Annotated in this window: 13 protein-coding genes; 9 read left to right on the top strand and 4 right to left on the bottom strand. The window is 71.7% G+C overall.

All coding sequences use genetic code 11. The features are described 5' to 3' along the window. The 3 genes from ACZ4Z3_RS25190 to ptsP form a co-directional block, all read left to right on the top strand. The coding region (locus ACZ4Z3_RS25190; RefSeq protein WP_468503100.1) for a hypothetical protein at positions 1 to 183 on the top strand (183 nt) is incomplete at its 5' end. 279 nt (positions 184 to 462) lie between these two features. Then, positions 463 to 912, top strand: a complete 450-nt coding sequence (locus tag ACZ4Z3_RS25185; RefSeq protein ID WP_468503099.1) for a PTS sugar transporter subunit IIA — start codon at positions 463 to 465, stop codon at positions 910 to 912. A 76-nt stretch (positions 913 to 988) separates the two neighbouring features. Further along, positions 989 to 2,659, top strand: a complete 1,671-nt coding sequence (gene ptsP, locus ACZ4Z3_RS25180; RefSeq protein ID WP_468503098.1) for a phosphoenolpyruvate--protein phosphotransferase — start codon at positions 989 to 991, stop codon at positions 2,657 to 2,659. Positions 2,660 to 2,733: 74 nt separating this feature from the next. Here ptsP and ACZ4Z3_RS25175 read toward each other — a convergent pair whose 3' ends face one another. After that, positions 2,734 to 3,642: a hypothetical protein gene (locus ACZ4Z3_RS25175; protein ID WP_468503097.1), complete on the bottom strand. Its 909-nt coding sequence runs from the start codon at positions 3,640 to 3,642 to the stop codon at positions 2,734 to 2,736. Positions 3,643 to 3,767: 125 nt separating this feature from the next. Then, positions 3,768 to 5,747 carry an acetoacetate--CoA ligase gene (locus ACZ4Z3_RS25170; RefSeq protein WP_468503096.1) on the bottom strand — a complete coding sequence of 660 codons (1,980 nt, stop codon included), beginning with the start codon at positions 5,745 to 5,747 and terminating at the stop codon, positions 3,768 to 3,770. A 211-nt stretch (positions 5,748 to 5,958) separates the two neighbouring features. On the opposite strand from ACZ4Z3_RS25170, the gene ACZ4Z3_RS25165 reads away from it, so the two are divergent. Next, positions 5,959 to 8,325 (top strand): glycoside hydrolase family 31 protein, encoded by a 2,367-nt coding sequence (locus ACZ4Z3_RS25165; RefSeq protein ID WP_468503095.1) that lies wholly within the window; start codon positions 5,959 to 5,961, stop codon positions 8,323 to 8,325. Positions 8,326 to 8,338: 13 nt separating this feature from the next. Here the strand turns inward: ACZ4Z3_RS25165 and ACZ4Z3_RS25160 are convergent, their stop codons facing one another. Beyond that, positions 8,339 to 8,875 (bottom strand): NUDIX domain-containing protein, encoded by a 537-nt coding sequence (locus tag ACZ4Z3_RS25160; protein ID WP_055521558.1) that lies wholly within the window; start codon positions 8,873 to 8,875, stop codon positions 8,339 to 8,341. A gap of 283 nt (positions 8,876 to 9,158) precedes the next feature. Here ACZ4Z3_RS25160 and ACZ4Z3_RS25155 point away from each other — a divergent pair, with 283 nt between their 5' ends. The 5 genes from ACZ4Z3_RS25155 to glpK all read left to right on the top strand — a co-directional run bounded on the left by ACZ4Z3_RS25155 (position 9,159) and on the right by glpK (position 15,660). Further along, entirely contained in the window at positions 9,159 to 9,584 is a 426-nt protein-coding gene (locus tag ACZ4Z3_RS25155) for a Zn-ribbon domain-containing OB-fold protein (RefSeq protein ID WP_468503119.1), read from the top strand. Beyond that, positions 9,581 to 10,771 carry a lipid-transfer protein gene (locus ACZ4Z3_RS25150; RefSeq protein ID WP_468503094.1) on the top strand — a complete coding sequence of 397 codons (1,191 nt, stop codon included), beginning with the start codon at positions 9,581 to 9,583 and terminating at the stop codon, positions 10,769 to 10,771. Before ACZ4Z3_RS25155 ends, ACZ4Z3_RS25150 begins: the two co-directional genes overlap by 4 nt. 147 nt (positions 10,772 to 10,918) lie before the next feature. After that, positions 10,919 to 12,583, top strand: a complete 1,665-nt coding sequence (locus ACZ4Z3_RS25145; protein WP_468503093.1) for an EAL domain-containing protein — start codon at positions 10,919 to 10,921, stop codon at positions 12,581 to 12,583. 637 nt (positions 12,584 to 13,220) lie between these two features. Further along, complete coding sequence (locus ACZ4Z3_RS25140) at positions 13,221 to 14,006, top strand: MIP/aquaporin family protein (protein WP_107462387.1); 786 nt, start codon at positions 13,221 to 13,223, stop codon at positions 14,004 to 14,006. A 133-nt stretch (positions 14,007 to 14,139) separates the two neighbouring features. Beyond that, entirely contained in the window at positions 14,140 to 15,660 is a 1,521-nt protein-coding gene (gene glpK, locus ACZ4Z3_RS25135) for a glycerol kinase GlpK (RefSeq protein ID WP_468503092.1), read from the top strand. 55 nt (positions 15,661 to 15,715) lie between these two features. Here the strand turns inward: glpK and ACZ4Z3_RS25130 are convergent, their stop codons facing one another. Further along, complete coding sequence (locus ACZ4Z3_RS25130) at positions 15,716 to 16,321, bottom strand: GTP-binding protein (RefSeq protein ID WP_055717221.1); 606 nt, start codon at positions 16,319 to 16,321, stop codon at positions 15,716 to 15,718. Position 16,322 lies beyond the last annotated feature (1 nt).

The following is a 16,322-nucleotide window of genomic DNA, read 5'->3' as shown; positions in this document are numbered from 1 at the left end:
CTCGCCCCAGCCGAACCGGCCGGAGACGGGGTATCAACATATCTGGCGTTGATTTTTGGCACGCTGTTGAGTTCTCAAGGAACGGACGCTTCCTTCGTACTCACCCGATTATCTTCTCGGGCTTTCCTCCGGGCGCTTCCCTTCGGTGTTTCCAACACTATCAGTGTTTTTCCGTCCCCCTGACCACTCTCCCGCAGACGTGCGGAAGCGGACCCCGAGATAGGATCTGACAAGTTGGTTGCCGCTTGGGGTGGGACGCTCAGTGGCGCCGCTCGGCCCCGAGCAGGTCTCCGACTGTACAGCGGGCTCCGGAGGGCGTGCAAATCTCCTGGACTGGTGGTCTAGACCACTACGCGGTATCTTCCGTGTGGAACCCCGCATCTGACATACGCTGCTGGGCAGAGCCGCCCGTGACCAGCGGTGGCGGCTCGTACGCGCAGCTCCACCCCTGGGAGGTTTCCCATGACCACCGTGACGTCCCCGCTCGCAGGACGCGCCATCGGACTGGCCGCAGTACCGGACCCCGTCTTCTCGGGAGCGATGGTCGGCCCCGGAACGGCGATCGACCCAGCGCGTGACGTGACCGAGGCCGTCTCCCCCGTGGACGGAGTCATCGTCTCGCTGCACCCGCACGCATTCGTCGTGGTCGACAGCGAAGGGCATGGTGTGCTGACGCATCTCGGGATCGACACCGTGCAGCTGAACGGTGAAGGGTTCGAGCTGCTCGTCAACAAGGGCGACACCGTGCAGCGCGGGCAGGCCGTGGTCCGCTGGGACCCTGCCGCTGTCGTGGCCGCCGGCAAGTCGCCGATCTGTCCTGTCGTGGCCCTGGAGGCCACGGCCGACGCCCTCTCCGATCTCCGCCTCGACGGAGACGTGAAGACCGGTGACGCACTCTTCGGCTGGCAGTGACGCCACGCCCGTACCGCACGGGAAGTTCCACAACCACCGCGGCGGCGGGCCCGCCGCACTAACGGAGACGGGTGAGATGGAGACAACGCTGCGAGGCGTCGGAGTCAGCCACGGTGTGGCGATCGGCGAGGTTCGGCACATGGGCACGGCGGTACTGGAGCCGCCTGCCAAGCAGATACCGGCGGAGGACGCGGAGCGCGAACAGGGACGGGCCCGCAAGGCCGTGGACGCCGTCGCGGCCGATCTGACGGCGCGGGGCAATCTGGCGGGCGGCGAGGCCCAGGCGGTGCTCGAGGCCCAGGCGCTGATGGCCCAGGACCCCGAACTGATGGCGGACGTGGAGCGCCGAATCGCCGTGGGGAGCACGGCGGAGCGGGCGGTCTACGACGCGTTCGCCTCGTACCGGGCCCTGCTGGCGGGCGCCGGCGAGTACCTCGCGGGCCGGGTCGCCGACCTCGACGACGTGCGGAACCGTATCGTCGCCCGGTTGCTCGGGGTGCCCATGCCGGGTGTGCCGGACAGCGACGAGCCATATGTCCTCATCGCCCGCGATCTCGCTCCTGCGGACACCGCGCTGCTCGACCCGACGCTCGTACTCGGTTTCGTCACCGAGGAAGGCGGGCCGACCAGTCACAGCGCGATCCTGGCGCGGGCGCTCGGTGTACCGGCCGTCGTCGCGCTGCCGGGCGCCGGGGAACTCGCCGAAGGCACGGTCATCGCCGTGGACGGCAGCACCGGTGAGATCTTCGTGAACCCGAGCGCGGACAAGAAAGCCGAACTGGAGGCCGCGGCCGCGGAGCGCAGGGCCGCGCTGGCCGCTTCCAGCGGGCCGGGAGCCACCTCCGACGGCCACAAGGTGCCGCTGCTCGCCAACGTCGGCGGTCCCGCCGACGTGCCGGCGGCCGTGGAGGCCGGCGCCGAGGGCGTCGGACTGTTCCGCACCGAGTTCCTCTTCCTCGACGACAGCAAGCAGGCGCCGTCGGAGGAGAAGCAGGTCCAGGCGTACCGGCAGGTGCTGGAGGCGTTCCCCGAGGGGCGTGTGGTCGTCCGCGTGCTCGACGCGGGCGCCGACAAGCCGCTGGACTTCCTGACGCCGGCCGACGAGCCGAACCCCGCGCTCGGTGTGCGAGGGCTGCGGACGCTGCTCGACCACCCCGAGGTGCTGCGCACGCAGCTGACGGCGCTCGCCAAGGCCGCCGAGGGGCTGCCGGTGTACCTCGAGGTCATGGCGCCGATGGTGGCTGACCGCACGGACGCGAAGGCGTTCGCCGAGGCGTGTCGTGAGGCCGGGCTGCGGGCCAAGTTCGGGGCCATGGTCGAGATCCCGTCGGCGGCTCTGCGGGCGCGGTCGATCCTGCAGGAGGTCGAGTTCCTGTCGCTGGGGACCAATGACCTCGCGCAGTACACGTTCGCGGCCGACCGGCAGGTCGGTGCGGTGTCACGCCTGCAGGATCCGTGGCAGCCCGCGCTGCTCGACCTGGTCGCGCTGTCCGCGGAGGCGGCGAAGGCCGAGGGCAAGAGCTGCGGTGTGTGCGGTGAGGCGGCTTCGGATCCGCTGCTCGCGTGTGTGCTGACGGGTCTGGGTGTCACCTCCCTGTCCATGGGTGCGGCGTCGATCCCCTACGTGCGGGCGACGCTGGCGAAGTACACGCTGGCGCAGTGTGAGCGTGCCGCGGCTGCCGCTCGGGCGGCGGACACGGCCGAGGAGGCGCGCGGCGCGGCTCAGGCGGTGCTGTCGGGCGAATGACCTCGCGCTGATCTCGTGCTGATCGGTTGCGGTCGAGGGGCGCTCCACCTGCGGGTGGGGCGCCCCTCACGCGTTCAGTGGAGGAGTCCGTCCGAGGCGGTGCCTCCGTGGCCGAGGTCGTCCCCGAGGTCGGGCGGGGTGCAGTAGTCGACGCCGGACTCCGGGGAGACGAGGTCGCCGGACATCACGTCGGTGCAGTAGGCGTCGAAGACCTCTCCCGCGGTGAGGGGTTCGAGGCCGTCGCCGCGCAGGCGCCAGCCGTAGACCCGGTCGGTGGTGTCGGGGGCGCTGGTGCGCATGACGAGTCCGCCGGGGCTTCGGGTGGCGATGCCGAGGGCGAGGACGGTGGCGAACTCCAGGGCCTCGGTCTCGTCCAGGCGGGTGGCTCCGTCGGGGCCCTGTTCCGCGCGGATGACGGCGACGAGTGCCTGGGGCTTGGAGGAGACGCTGCACACGAGGTGTCGTTCGCCCGGGGCGGCCGTGTCGAGGATGCGGGTGAGCAGGTCCGTGGCTCGGGCGAAGGCCGTGCGTCCGATGTCCTCGCCGCAGCAGGCGCAGGTGCCGATCTGGGCGAGGAGCGTGGTGGCGTACTCCCAGGTGGCCTTGCGGACCGCTTCGTCGATCAGTTCGGGGACGAGTTCGGTGAGGGGTTGTCCCTCGTAGGGGACGGCGGCGCCCGTCGCGGCCAGTTCGGCGGTGAAGCGGGTGCGGCTGGAAGGGATGTCCGGCTCCAGCCCCCTCTCGGTGCAGAACTCCGCGTACTCCTCGGGGTCGAAGAGGGCGACGGTGGTGTGGTTGCCCTGCTCGGCGCGGGTGCGGAGCAGGGCTTCCACTTGGTCGAGGTAGGTCGGGTGGTCGTGGAAGGCGAAGCTGCGGTAGCGCCGCATGGCCGTGAAGTCGTGCTCGTCCGCGAGCAGGCCGATGGTGCCCGCGATCTCGCGGCGCAGGACCCTTCGCATGCTCTGGTGACCGGTGTGTGCCATGGTTTCCCCCTGTGCGAGCAGTCGATCAATGCTCACTCACAGTAACCGGGGGCACTGACAACGGGTGCCGGCCCGGTGCGCGGCCCGCGGCGCCCGGCGCCCGGGTGCCCCACGCCCGGTGACCGTCAAGCTCGGTCGCGGGCTCGTTCGCGGGCCAGGCCCTCGTAGAAGTGCAGCAGGTCGAGGTTGTCGATGGAGCCGGGGTTGACCGCCTTCTCCATGGGGGTGCCCTGGAGGAGGCGCTTGACGGGGACTTCGATGCGTTTGCCGGTGAGGGTGTGGGGGATGCCGGGGACCTCGATGATCTCGTCGGGGACGTGGCGTGGGGAGAGTTGTTCGCGGATGGCGCGCTTGACGCGGTTCAGGAGGGCTTCGTCGAGGGTCGCTCCTGGGGCGAGGTGGACGAAGAGGGGCATCCAGTAGCCGCCGTCGGGCTGTTCGATGCCGATGACGAGGGACTCCTTGATCTCCGGGAGCCGTTCGACCGCTTCGTAGATGTCGGCCGAGCCCATGCGGACGCCCTGGCGGTTGAGTGTGGAGTCGGAGCGGCCGTGGATGACGACGGAGCCCCGCGAGGTGACGGTGATCCAGTCGCCGTGGCGCCAGACGCCGGGGTAGGTGTCGAAGTAGCTGTCGTGGTAGCGGGTGCCGTCGGGGTCGTTCCAGAAGTGGATCGGCATGGACGGCATGGGGTTGGTGACGACGAGTTCGCCGACCTCGTCGGTGAGGGGCTTGCCGCTGGGGTCCCAGGACTGGAGGTCGGTGCCGAGGCAGGGGGCCTGGAGTTCGCCGATGTGGACGGGAAGGGTGGGGACGGCTCCGGCGAAGCAGGAGCAGACGTCGGTCCCGCCGCTGACTGAGGCGATCCACAGGTCCTCGCGGACCTCGTCGTGGAGCCAGCGGAAGCCGTCGGGCGGGAGCGGGGAGCCGGTGGTGCCGACGCACTGGACGCGGGAGAGGTCGTAGTCGCGGCCGGGGTGGACGCCGGCCTTGCTGCAGGCCATGACGTAGGCGGCGGAGGTGCCGAAGAGGGTGGCGCCGGTGCGTTCGGCGACGCTCCACTGGGCGCCGGTGTCGGGGTATGCCGGGCTGCCGTCGTAGAGGACGACGGTGGTGCCGGTGAGGAGGCCGGAGACGAGGAAGTTCCACATCATCCAGCCGGTGGAGGTGTACCAGAAGAAGCGGTCCTCGGGGCCGAGGTCGCAGTGCAGGCCGAGTTGCTTGAGGTGCTCGACCAGGATGCCGCCCTGCGACTGGACGAGGGCCTTGGGCAGGCCGGTGGTGCCGGACGAGTAGAGCACCCACAGGGGGTGGTCGAAGGGGACCTGTTCGAAGGTCGGCTCGGTGTCCGCGGCGGTGAGAGCGGACCATTCCAGGGCCCCCTCGGGGGCGTCGGTGCCGAGGAGGGGGATGTGGACGACGGCGCGCAGGGTGGGCAGTTCGCGGCGGAGTTCGGCGACGGTGTCGCGGCGGTCGTGTTCCTTTCCGCCGTAGCGGTAGCCGTCGACGGTGAACAGCACGACCGGTTCGACCTGCTGGAAGCGGTCGAGGACGCTGCGGGCGCCGAAGTCGGGGGCGCAGGAGGTCCAGACGCCGCCGACCGCGGCCGTGGCGAGGAGGGCGACGACGGCCTGGGGGATGTTCGGCAGGTAGCCGCTGACCCGGTCTCCGGGGCGTACACCGAGGGTGCGCAGGGCGTCGGCGAGGGAGCCGACCTGGCGGCGTAGTTCGGCCCAGGTCACGGGGCGTGCCTCAGGGGTCTCGTCGACGTGGAGGAGGGCCGGTTCGTCGGCGCGGGTGGTGGCGGCGCGCAGGGCGTGTTCGGCGTAGTTGAGGGTGGCTCCGGGGAACCACTGGGCGCCGGGCATGGCGCGGTCGCCGAGCACGCGCGCGTAGGGGGTGGAGAACCGTACGTCGAACCACTCGGTGACGGCTTTCCAGAAGGTCTCGAGTTCGTCGACGGACCAGCGGTGCAGGGCCGCGTAGCCGCCGTCTGCGGGGGCTCCGTGGTGCTCGGCCGCCCAGGTGTGGAACTGGGTGATCCGGGCCCGGGCGATGCGGTCCGCGTCGGGCTGCCAGAGCGGCGAGGGGTTCGCTGAGGTCATGGGTCGGCTCCCGGACTGTGCGCGTCGTGTGCGTCGGGCGCGCACGAGCGGGGTGTGCGCGTGACGCGGCCACCCCGGACGATGCCACGTGATCGACTTCGGCACCAGGGTGTGCCGAGATTGGTCGGCGACATGAAGTGTGCCGTCACCATGGGTGAACGGAAGTTGAACGACTCACACAAACCGGCCGGTCAGTGGCAGGGTGAGCCGCATGGACGGTCGTGACCTGGTGCGTTCGGTGAAGGCGATCGGTTCGGCGGGGGCGGTTCAAGGGCTGCGTACCGTGCGGGCCGCGTGGCGCAGGAGGCGTTCCGACGCCGCCGGGTTGGTGGCGCGGGGTGCCGAGCGGGCCCGGGTGCCGGGGCCGGTGCGGGACGTGGAGCCGGGGCCGGGCGGCGGGGTCGTGCGGTTCGACCGGACGGAGTTGCGGATCACCGTCGATGTGAACGGGGCCGTCTTCTGGGGCTGGGACGGGGCCGGGCAGGAGCCGTCGTACGCCCTCGCGGGCCGGTGCCCGGAGCCGGATCCGCGAGCCGAGCTGGAGCCGGACAAGGACGGCGGCTGGCGGGTCGTGGCCGAGCGGGTGACGGTCGTGGTGTCGCGGCACGGGGCGGTGGAGGTGCGTACGCCCGGTGGGGTGACGTTGCGGCGTGATCTTCCGCCCCGTTGGTGGGAGCCGGTGGGCGGGGGCGAGGCGCGGTGGACGCAGCGTTCGGAGGTCCCTGCCGATGCCCGGTTCTTCGGTCTGGGTGGGCGCTCGGCGGGGCCCCGGCTGCGTGACGGGACGTATCGGCTGTGGAACACGGATCCCGGGCGCGCGTTCGAGCCTGGTGATGATCCGCTGTACATCACGATGCCGGTGCAGATGGTCGTGGCCGACGCGGGGACGCATCTGGTGTTCCACGACTCCACGTGGGACGGCACGGTGACGTTGTGCGGCGGCGAGGAGGGCGCGGGGTCGGGGCACGACCGGGCCGGCACGTCGGAGCTGCGGATGTCCGGAGGGCCGCTGCGCTGCTGGGTGATCGTCGGTACTCCCGCGCGCGTGCTGCACGCGTGGGCCGTGCTCACGGGCTCTCCGGCGCTGCCGCCGGCGTGGGCGCTCGGGCACCATCACGCGCGGTGGGGGTTCGGCGGCGAGCAGGAGGTGCGGCGGGTCGTCGCGGGGTACCGGGAGCATGGGCTGCCGCTCGACGCGATCCATCTGGACATCGACCACTACGACGGCCACCGGGTGTTCACGGTGGACGCCGAGCACTTCCCGAAGCTGCCGGACCTCGCCGAGGAGCTGCGGGGGCAGGGCATCCGGCTGGTGTCGGTCGTCGACGCGGCGGTCAAGGCGGAGCCCGGGAACGCCGTGTACGACAGCGGGACGGCGGAGGACGCGTTCGTGCGGGATGCCGCGGGGCGGGTCGTGGAGGGGTTGGTGTGGGCCGGTGAGTCGGTCTTCCCGGACTTCACGCGGGCGCGTACGCGCGCGTGGTGGGGCGGTCTGTACGAGGAGAGGCTCACGCGGGGCTTCGCCGGTTTCTGGCACGACATGAACGAGCCGACGTCGTTCGTGGCGTTCGGGGAGAACACGCTGCCGCGGTCGGCCCGGCACGATCTGGAGGGCCGGGGCGGCGACCATCGGCAGGCGCACAACGTGTACGCGCTGTGCATGGCGCGGGCCGGCTACGAGGGGCTGCGTGAGCTGGTGCCCCAGGAACGGCCCTTCGTTTTCTCGCGTTCGGGGTGGGTCGGGATGCAGCGGTACGGGGGCGCGTGGTCCGGGGACGTGGCGACGGGCTGGCCGGGACTGCGGGCGTCGCTGTCGCTGGTGCTGGGGCTCGGACTGTGCGGGGTGCCCTACTCGGGTCCGGATGTGGGCGGTTTCGACGGAAGCCCGTCGGCGGAGCTGTTCCTGCGGTGGTTCCAGCTGGGCGCGTATCTGCCGTTGTTCCGTACGCACGCGAGCATGCGGGCGGGGCGCAGGGAGCCGTGGGAGTTCGGGGACGAGGTCGTCGAGCACGCGCGCGAGGCACTCGTCGAACGGCGGCGGCTGCTGCCGTACTTCATGACGCTGGCCCACTGGGCGCGGCGTACCGGGGCGCCCTATGTGCGGCCCGTGTGGTGGGGCGCGCCGGAGAACAGGGCGTTGCGGGACTGTGAGGACGCGTTCCTGCTGGGTGGTTGCCTGCTGGTGGCGCCGGTGCTGGATCCGGGTGTGGACCGGCGTGCGGTGCAGCTGCCGCGGGGGCGCTGGTACGACACGGTGACCGGGAAGGCGTACCAGGGGCCCGGGCAGGTGGTGGTCGACGCGCCCTTGTCGCGGATCCCGGTTCTCGCGCGCGCGGGTGCCGTGGTGCCGGTCCGGGGCGCCGACGGCGGCCTGGAGCTGGAGGCATGGGCACCCGCGCGCGGGCGGACGGGGGGCGGGCTCGTGGTGCCGGACGCGGGCGACGGCTGGGACGAGCCGGAGGTCGAGCGGTACACGACGCGCTGGGAGGGGCGGCGTGTGGTGGTGGAGCGGGACGGGGACGAGGAGCCGGTCGAGCCCGCGTACCCGGTGCGGGTCCGGGGGCTCGACCAGGACTGAGCGCGGGTTCGGCTCAGATGTAGCGGCCGTCGAAGAACGCCTGTACCGCCAGGGTGTGCAGCGGGAAGGCGAGTTCGGTCGGTCTGCGCAGCAGGTGCCAGCCCTCCGTCTCGTCGGTGGCCGCGGGCGGCGGGAGGTTGGCTGCCGGGCGTTCGGGGAGCAGTCCGAACAGGAGCAGGTGGCCGTCGGGTGAGCTCATGGCGTCGGCGAGGCGGACGTCGCGGTCGGCCGCGCAGATGCCCGTCTCCTCCTTGAGCTCGCGGACGACGGCGTGCCGCCAGTCCTCCCGGTGGTCGATGAAGCCGCCGGGCAGGGCGGTGCCCCCGCGCGCGGGGGCGATGGTCCGTGTGATCACGACGAGGGCCGTGCCCTTGGTGTCGTACACGGGCTGGAGGGCCACCGCGACGGGGAGCGGATTGCGGTAGGCCACGGTGTGGCAGGCCTCGCAGGTGCGGGGCCAGCCGGAAACGCCCTCACCGTAGGGCGCTCCGCAACTGGAACAATGCGAGTCCGGTGCGGAGTTGGCGGTTGGGTGTTGATTTGCGGACACGCGGCGGACTGTATCCGATCATCTGCTGGTCGTCCTGTCGGGGCGCCGCAATGCGCCACCGCGCGGCCGGTGGGCGGGCGGTGGCGGGTGAGGGGCGGCCGGAACCACCCCCGTGGGCCCCGGCCACCCCTCACGCATACTGCGACGCCGGGAGGGGCCGATTGGTTCGCTTCGGGGCCTGCTCATTTCGAATCGCCCGTGACAGACTTCTGAGCGGTCCAGATTTCTGACGATCCATCAGATCTGTTGCCGGGGAGGCCCCTTGTCGCACGGTCGCACACCTGTGGTCACCGGCTGGTTCACCGGGGAGGGCGACGGCTTCCGTCTGCTCGGCACGTGCTGCTCGGCGTGCGGTTCGGTGTTCTTCCCGCGCGAGGACGTCTTCTGCCGCAATCCGGGGTGCGGCGGGGAGGAACTGCGGGAGGTGCCGCTGTCCCGGCGAGGTCGCGTGTGGTCGTACACCGACGCTCGGTACCGACCTCCGTCACCCTACGTGTCCGATCCGGAACTCCCGTGGGAACCGTACGCGTTGATCGCTGTGGAACTGGCCGCGGAGCGTCTCGTGGTGCTGGGGCAGGCCGTTCCCGGGGTTACCGTCGCCGACCTGGCGGTGGGTATGGAGGTGGAGGTCGTCCCCGGCGTGCTGCACGAGGACGCGGAGACGACCTGGACGACGTGGCACTGGCGGCCGACGGGGGTGACGGCGTGACGGGAGAGGTGGTGGTGCTCGGCGCGGGCATGCACCCGTGGGGCAAGTGGGGCAGAAGTTTCGTCGAGTACGGCACGGCGGCCGCCCGGGCCGCGCTGGACGACGCCGGGATCGACTGGCGGGACGTCGGTTCGATCGTCGGGGCCGACACGGTGCGTGGCGGCTATCCGGGGTACGTGGCGGGGGCGACCTTCGCCAAGGCGCTGGGCTGGCAGGGGGCGCGGGTCACGAGCGTGTACGCGGCCTGCGCGTCAGGGGCGCAGGCGGTGGCCGCCGCCACGGCCCAGATCCTCGGCGGTCTCGCGGACGTCGTCCTCGTCGTGGGTGCGGACGCCGCGCCGAAGGGGTTCTTCCGGCCTGCGGGCGGGGACCGCCCGGACGACCCGGACTGGCTGCGGTTCCGGGTTCTCGGCGCGACCAACCCGACGTACTTCGGGCTGTACGCGCGGCGCCGGATGGCGGCGCACGGTGACACCCAGGAGGACTTCGCCCGGGTCAAGGTGAAGAACTCGGCGCTGGGGGCGCTCAATCCGTACGCCCGGTACCGCAAGCGGGTGACCGCGGAGGAGGTCGCGGCCTCCGCCGTGGTCGCGGATCCGTTGCGGCTGCTGGACATCTGCGCCACCTCGGACGGGGGTGCGGCACTCGTGCTGTCCAGCGTGGAGTTCGCGCGGCGGCACGGCGTGGCCCGGCCGGTGCGGATCCGGGCGGTGTCCACGGTGACGCCGCGCTACCCGACCACGGTGCTGGATCTGCCGGACATCGCGACGGACTCCGCGGTGGCGGTGGAGCCGAGTGCCCAGACGTTCCGGGCGTCGATCGCGCGGGCGGCATACGAGGAGGCGGGCCTCGGACCGGACGACCTGTCGCTCGCCGAGGTCTACGACCTCTCCACCGCGTTGGAGTTGCAGTGGTACGAGGATCTGGGGCTGTGCGGCGAGGGCGAGGGGGCGAAGCTGCTGCGGGACGGGGTGACGGCCCTCGGCGGTCGCATACCGGTGAACACGAGCGGTGGCCTCGCGTCCTTCGGCGAGGCGGTTCCGGCGCAGGCGATCGCTCAGGTGTGCGAGCTGGTCCGGCAGTTGCGGGGCGAGGCGGGTGACCGGCAGGTCACGGGGGCGCGTGTGGGGCTCAGTGCGAACCAGGGGCTGTTCGGGCATGGGTCGGCGGTGATCGTCGTGCGGTGACCGGTGGGGGCGGGTGCCCTGCGCAGGGTCGTCCGGGTGTCCGAGAGGGCGGACAGGTGTGCGTCCGGGCTGTGCCGGACCGGGCATCATGTGTGAACAGCTCATGAACCGGGTTCCGGAGGGTGCGGGCGGCGTCATCATGCTGCCGTGCCTTCCTGGTCGGACACGCTCCGCTTCGCCTTCCAGCCGATCGTCAATCTGACGACCGGAGGGGTGTCGGCGCTGGAGATACTCGTGCGCCCCGAAAGCGGCGACGTGCTGGCGGAGGCCCGCCGGAACCCCGAACTCGACGGCAGGCTCGCCGCGTCCGCGATCCGGGCCGCGGCCCGGACGGAGACGCTGCTGCCGCTGCACGTGAACGTCTTCGCGGCGACGCCGGCCGATCTGGGCGGCCTGGCCGCGCTGCGGGACGCCGTAAGGGACGTGCGGCGGCTGCCGTGGGAGGTGACCGTCGACATCGTGCCGCCGTACACGCACGTGCCGCGGTCGGCCCTGCTGGAGGCGGTCGCCGACCTCCGGAGCGAGGGTTTCCGGATCTGCGCGGACGGGGTCGGGGACGGCGACGTGCCGCTGCGCGCGCTGGTGGATCTCGCGCCCGACATGGTGAAGCTGGACGCGTCGCTGCTGGCGCGGCCCGCGGCCGTGCGGGCGATGCGGACGCTGTGCGACGAGATGGGCGCGCTGGTGTCGGTCGAGGGGGTGGAGACGGAGGGGCAGTGCGCGGCCGCGCGGGCGGCGGGCGCTCAGCTGGCACAGGGTGAGTTGTTCGCGCCGCCCGCCCGGCTGCCCGCGGCGGACGTGTACGTGCCGCGCCTCTCCCCCGTGGCCCCGGTGCCGGTGTCCGGGCCCTCGGTGCGGCAGTTCCTGCGTCCGGCCGCGCTGTTGCCCGCGTCGGCGTCGGGGAGTGAGGTGCGGGAACTGCTCACCGGGGCTCCCGAGGTGTCGGGGGTGCTGCTCGTGGACGACTGCGGGAGCCCGGTGCGGTCGGTGCACCGGTCGCGGTTCCTGCTGTCGCTGTCGGCGCGCTACGGGCACGCGCTGTACGCCGACCGGCCGGCCGCGCGGCTCGCCGATCAGCCCCGTGCGGTCGGGGTCGACGCCACAGCCTGGGAGGTCCTCGACGTCGTGGCGGTAGGCGATCGGGACCGTACGTCGGACGATGTCGCCGTGGTCGACCGGTCCGGGCGGTGCGTGGGTGTCGTACGGCCGGCGGATCTGCTGCGGGCGCTCGCCGAGAGCCGGGTCGAGGAGGCGGCGGGTCTCAATCCGTTGACTCGGCTGCCGGGTTCGGACGCGCTCATGGGTGAGGTCGACCGGTGGCTCGCGGAGGGGCGGGCGTTCGCGTTGAGCTGGCTGGACATCGACCACTTCAAGCAGGTCAACGACGGGGCGGGGTTCGCGGCGGGCGACGAGTTGATCCGGTCCGTGGGGCGGGCGTTGCAGCGGGCCGAGTCCGGGGCGACCCGGGTGGGACACATCGGCGGCGACGACTTCCTGATCCTCACCGAACCGGACGGACTCGATCCGTGGGCCGGAGTGATGCTCGACACCCCCTGGTCGGCGGGCGGACGCGCCGTCACGCTGTCGCTCGCCACGGTCGTGTGCGCCCCCGGCAGCGTCCCGGACCACCGGCAGGCCGCCGCGTGCCTGGCACCGCTGAAGCAGGCCGCCAAGGCGCTGAGCGGGGCCAGTTGGGTGGTGGGGAGGGCCGGTCGGCCGGGGCACGAGGTGCGGCGCGGGGTCGAGGCGGTGGAGGTGGGGGCCGGGTCGGGGCAACCGGGGCGGGGCCGGGCCGGGTGGCGGGCCGGGTGACGGGCGGGGGCTCGCTGCTGCCCGCCGGTGAGCCGGTGACCCGGTGCTGGTGAGCCGGTCGGAGGGCGACAGGCGGGGGTCAGCGGCGGGCCCAACGGCCCACGTCGTCGGCGGAGTTCGACACGGGCGTGGGCACGCGCGCGTGATGGCAGTCATGGGCGCCGACCCGACCGTCAGAGGCCACGTGGTGACACGAGCGCGGGGTCCGGCCTCGCCGCTGACCGCCACACGCCCGTCCGTCGTTCTTGACCGGCGCGCCCCCTTCCGCGTCCCTGACCGCCAAGCCCCCGAGCCGCGTCCCTCCAGCGGTGCCGAGCCGTCGTGGTGGGCCGGTGCCTGGGGCGGTCCTTCGTCAGCATTGTTCGTCCGTGTTCTTGACGCCCCCTGGGTGCCGGTGAACACTTCCGGTGTCAGTCGGCATCGCCGCATTCGGGCGTCTTTGTGCATTGCGCCGCTCGGGTCTCCCGCCTGCCTATCGGGCCGTCCCCCACGGGCGATTCGGCTGCTACGGCACGCTCGTCACGGACGCCGGGCGGGGCGCGGGACTCTCCCTGCCTTCGGCTGAAGTAGCCATGGGAACGCACCCTGCACGCATGGTCCGGGGTCGATCACCCCGGGCCGGGGCCTAGGAGCCGCCATGAGCAACGGAGACATATTCCTCGGCGAGGTCATCGGTACGGCGATCCTGATCCTGTTCGGCGCCGGTGTGTGCGCCGCCGTCACCCTCAGGTTCTCGAAGGCGAGGGCATCGGGCTGGATCGTCATCGCGTTCGGCTGGGGCTTCGCCGTCCTGGCCGGCGCCTACACCGCCGCTCCCCTGTCCGGCGGGCACCTGAACCCGGCGGTGACCGTGGGCGTCGCGGTCGACACGGGAACGTGGGACAAGGTCTGGGTGTATCTGCTGGGCCAGCTGGTGGGCGCGATGCTCGGCGCGGTCCTCGCCTACCTGGTCTATCTCGCGCAGTTCCAGGCGAACGTCCGCAAGGAGGGCACCACGGAGGGCACGGCGGACGAGCCGACACCGACCCTCGGGATCTTCTCCACCATCCCCGAGATCCGGAACCCCGTCGCCAACCTGATCACCGAGATCATCGCGACGATCGCGCTGGTGCTCCCGATCCTCGCCTTCGGCAGGAACACGGGGATCGGCATCGGTCAGATCCCCGGCGAGGAGGCCGGCGTCTACGGCTCCGGCATCTCGGTGCTTCTGGTGTCGTTCCTGGTCGTGGGCATCGGCCTCTCACTCGGCGGGCCCACCGGCTACGCGATCAACCCGGCGCGAGACCTCGGCCCGCGCATCGTGCACACGTTCCTGCCGATCCCGAACAAGGGCACCTCCGACTGGGGTTACGCCTGGATCCCGGTGGTCGGCCCACTGGTCGGCGGGGTCCTCGCGGGCCTCGTCTACAACGCGGCCTTCTGACCCACCGCCGTCGCACGCGCATCGACGCAGGACGACGTAGAGACACAGGACGACGTAGAGACACAGGACGCGCAGAGACGCAGAACGCCTAGCGGCGCAGAACGCGTATCGACGCAAGACGTAAGGGGATGTCATGCCGGACAACGCCCAGAAGTACGTCGCCGCCATCGACCAGGGCACCACCTCCAGCCGTTGCATCATCTTCGACCGGGGCGGCGCCATCGTCGCCGTGGACCAGCGCGAACACCGTCAGATCTTCCCCAAGCCGGGTTGGGTGGAGCACGACGCCACCGAGATCTGGTCGAAGGTGCAGGCGGTCGTCGCCGGGGCGATCGCCAAGGCGGGTCTGCGCCCGGACCAGATCAGCGCGCTCGGCATCACCAACCAGCGCGAGACGACGGTCCTGTGGGACCGGGCCACGGGCAAACCCGTGCACAACGCGATCGTCTGGCAGGACACGCGTACCTCAGCGCTCTGCAACGAACTAGGCGGCCCCGACGGGCAGGACCGGTTCCGCGAGCAGACCGGTCTGCCGCTGGCCAGCTACTTCTCCGGTCCGAAGGCCGCCTGGCTGCTGGACAACGTGCCGGGCCTGCGGACCCGCGCCGAACGCGGCGAGATCGCCTTCGGCACGATCGACTCCTGGCTGATCTGGAACCTCACCGGCGGGACGGACGGCGGCCGGCACGTCACCGACGTCACCAACGCCGGGCGCACGATGCTGATGCACCTGGAGACCCTCCAGTGGGACCCCTCGATCCTCTCCGCGATGGACGTGCCGGAGGCCGTCCTCCCGGAGATCAGGTCCTCCGCCGAGGTGTACGGCACCGCCGTGGGCCAACTCGCGGGCGTCCCCGTGGCGTCGGCGCTCGGCGACCAGCAGGCGGCGGTGTTCGGGCAGGCCTGCTACGACGTGGGCACCGCGAAGAACACGTACGGCACCGGCAGTTTCCTGCTGCTCAACACCGGCAACCGGCCCGTGGCGTCGAAGAGCGGACTGCTGACGACCATGGGGTACAAGATCGGTGACGAGGCGCCGGTGTACTGCCTGGAGGGGTCGATCGCGATCACGGGCGCCCTGGTGCAGTGGTTCCGCGACCAGCTCGGCATCATCCGTACCGCCGACGAGATCGAACCGCTGGCCGCGAGCGTCGACGACAACGGCGGGGCGTACATCGTGCCGGCGTTCTCGGGGCTGTTCGCCCCGTACTGGCGCTCCGACGCCCGCGGTGTCGTCACCGGGTTGACGCGGTACGTCACCAAGGCGCATCTGGCGCGGGCTGTGCTGGAGGCGACGAGCTGGCAGACGCGGGAGGTCGTGGACGCCATGTTCCAGGACTCGGGCGTGCGCATCACCACCCTCAAGGTGGACGGCGGCATGACGAAGAACAACCTGCTGATGCAGCATCAGGCGGACGTCCTGGGCGTCCCGGTGATCCGCCCCCGGGTCTCCGAGACGACATGTCTGGGAGCCGCCTACGCGGCCGGGCTCGCGACCGGGGTGTGGAACGACCTGGACGAGCTGAAGTCGCACTGGAGCAAGGACGCCGAGTGGACACCGTCCATGGAGGACTCCGTCCGCGACCGGGAGTACCACAACTGGCGCAAGGCGGTGGAGAAGAGCCTCGGCTGGCACGAGGACGACACCGACTGAGGGCGCACCCTGAGGCCACGGCCCGTACCCCGGTCGGCGGGGGTACGGGTCGTGCTCAGGTCGTGACGGTCTGGCGGTGCTCGGCGGTGTACGCCATCGCGTGCCGGACGACGGCGACCAGGACGTCCTTGACGGACTCCCGCCGGCGCGCGTCGCACAGCACGACCGGGACGTCGGGGTCGAGGTCGAGGGCCTGGCGGACGGTCTCCGGCGGGTAATGCGCCGCCGTGTCGAAGCAGTTGACACCGATGACGAAGGGGATGGAGCGGCGCTCGAAGTAGTCGACGGCGGCGAAGCAGTCCTCCAGTCGGCGGGTGTCGGCGAGCACCACGGCACCCAGGGCGCCGGACGCCAGCTCGTCCCACAGGAACCAGAAGCGGTCCTGGCCGGGCGTGCCGAAGAGGTACAGGACGAGGTCCTCGCGCAGGGTGATGCGACCGAAGTCCATGGCCACGGTGGTGGTGTGCTTGCCCTCCACACCGGTGGTGTCGTCGACCGGGCGGCCCGCCTCGGTCAGCACCTCCTCGGTGCGCAGCGGCTTGATCTCGCTGACCGCGCCGACGAGGGTCGTCTTGCCCACGCCGAAGCCGCCGGCCACGAGGATCTTGAGCGTGACGGGCTCGACCGGAGGTGTGCCGCGCTCAGTGCGCCCGAGGATCATC

Source organism: Streptomyces sp. NPDC030296, assembly GCF_055572815.1.
This window is presented reverse-complemented; position numbering and strand designations above follow the sequence as displayed.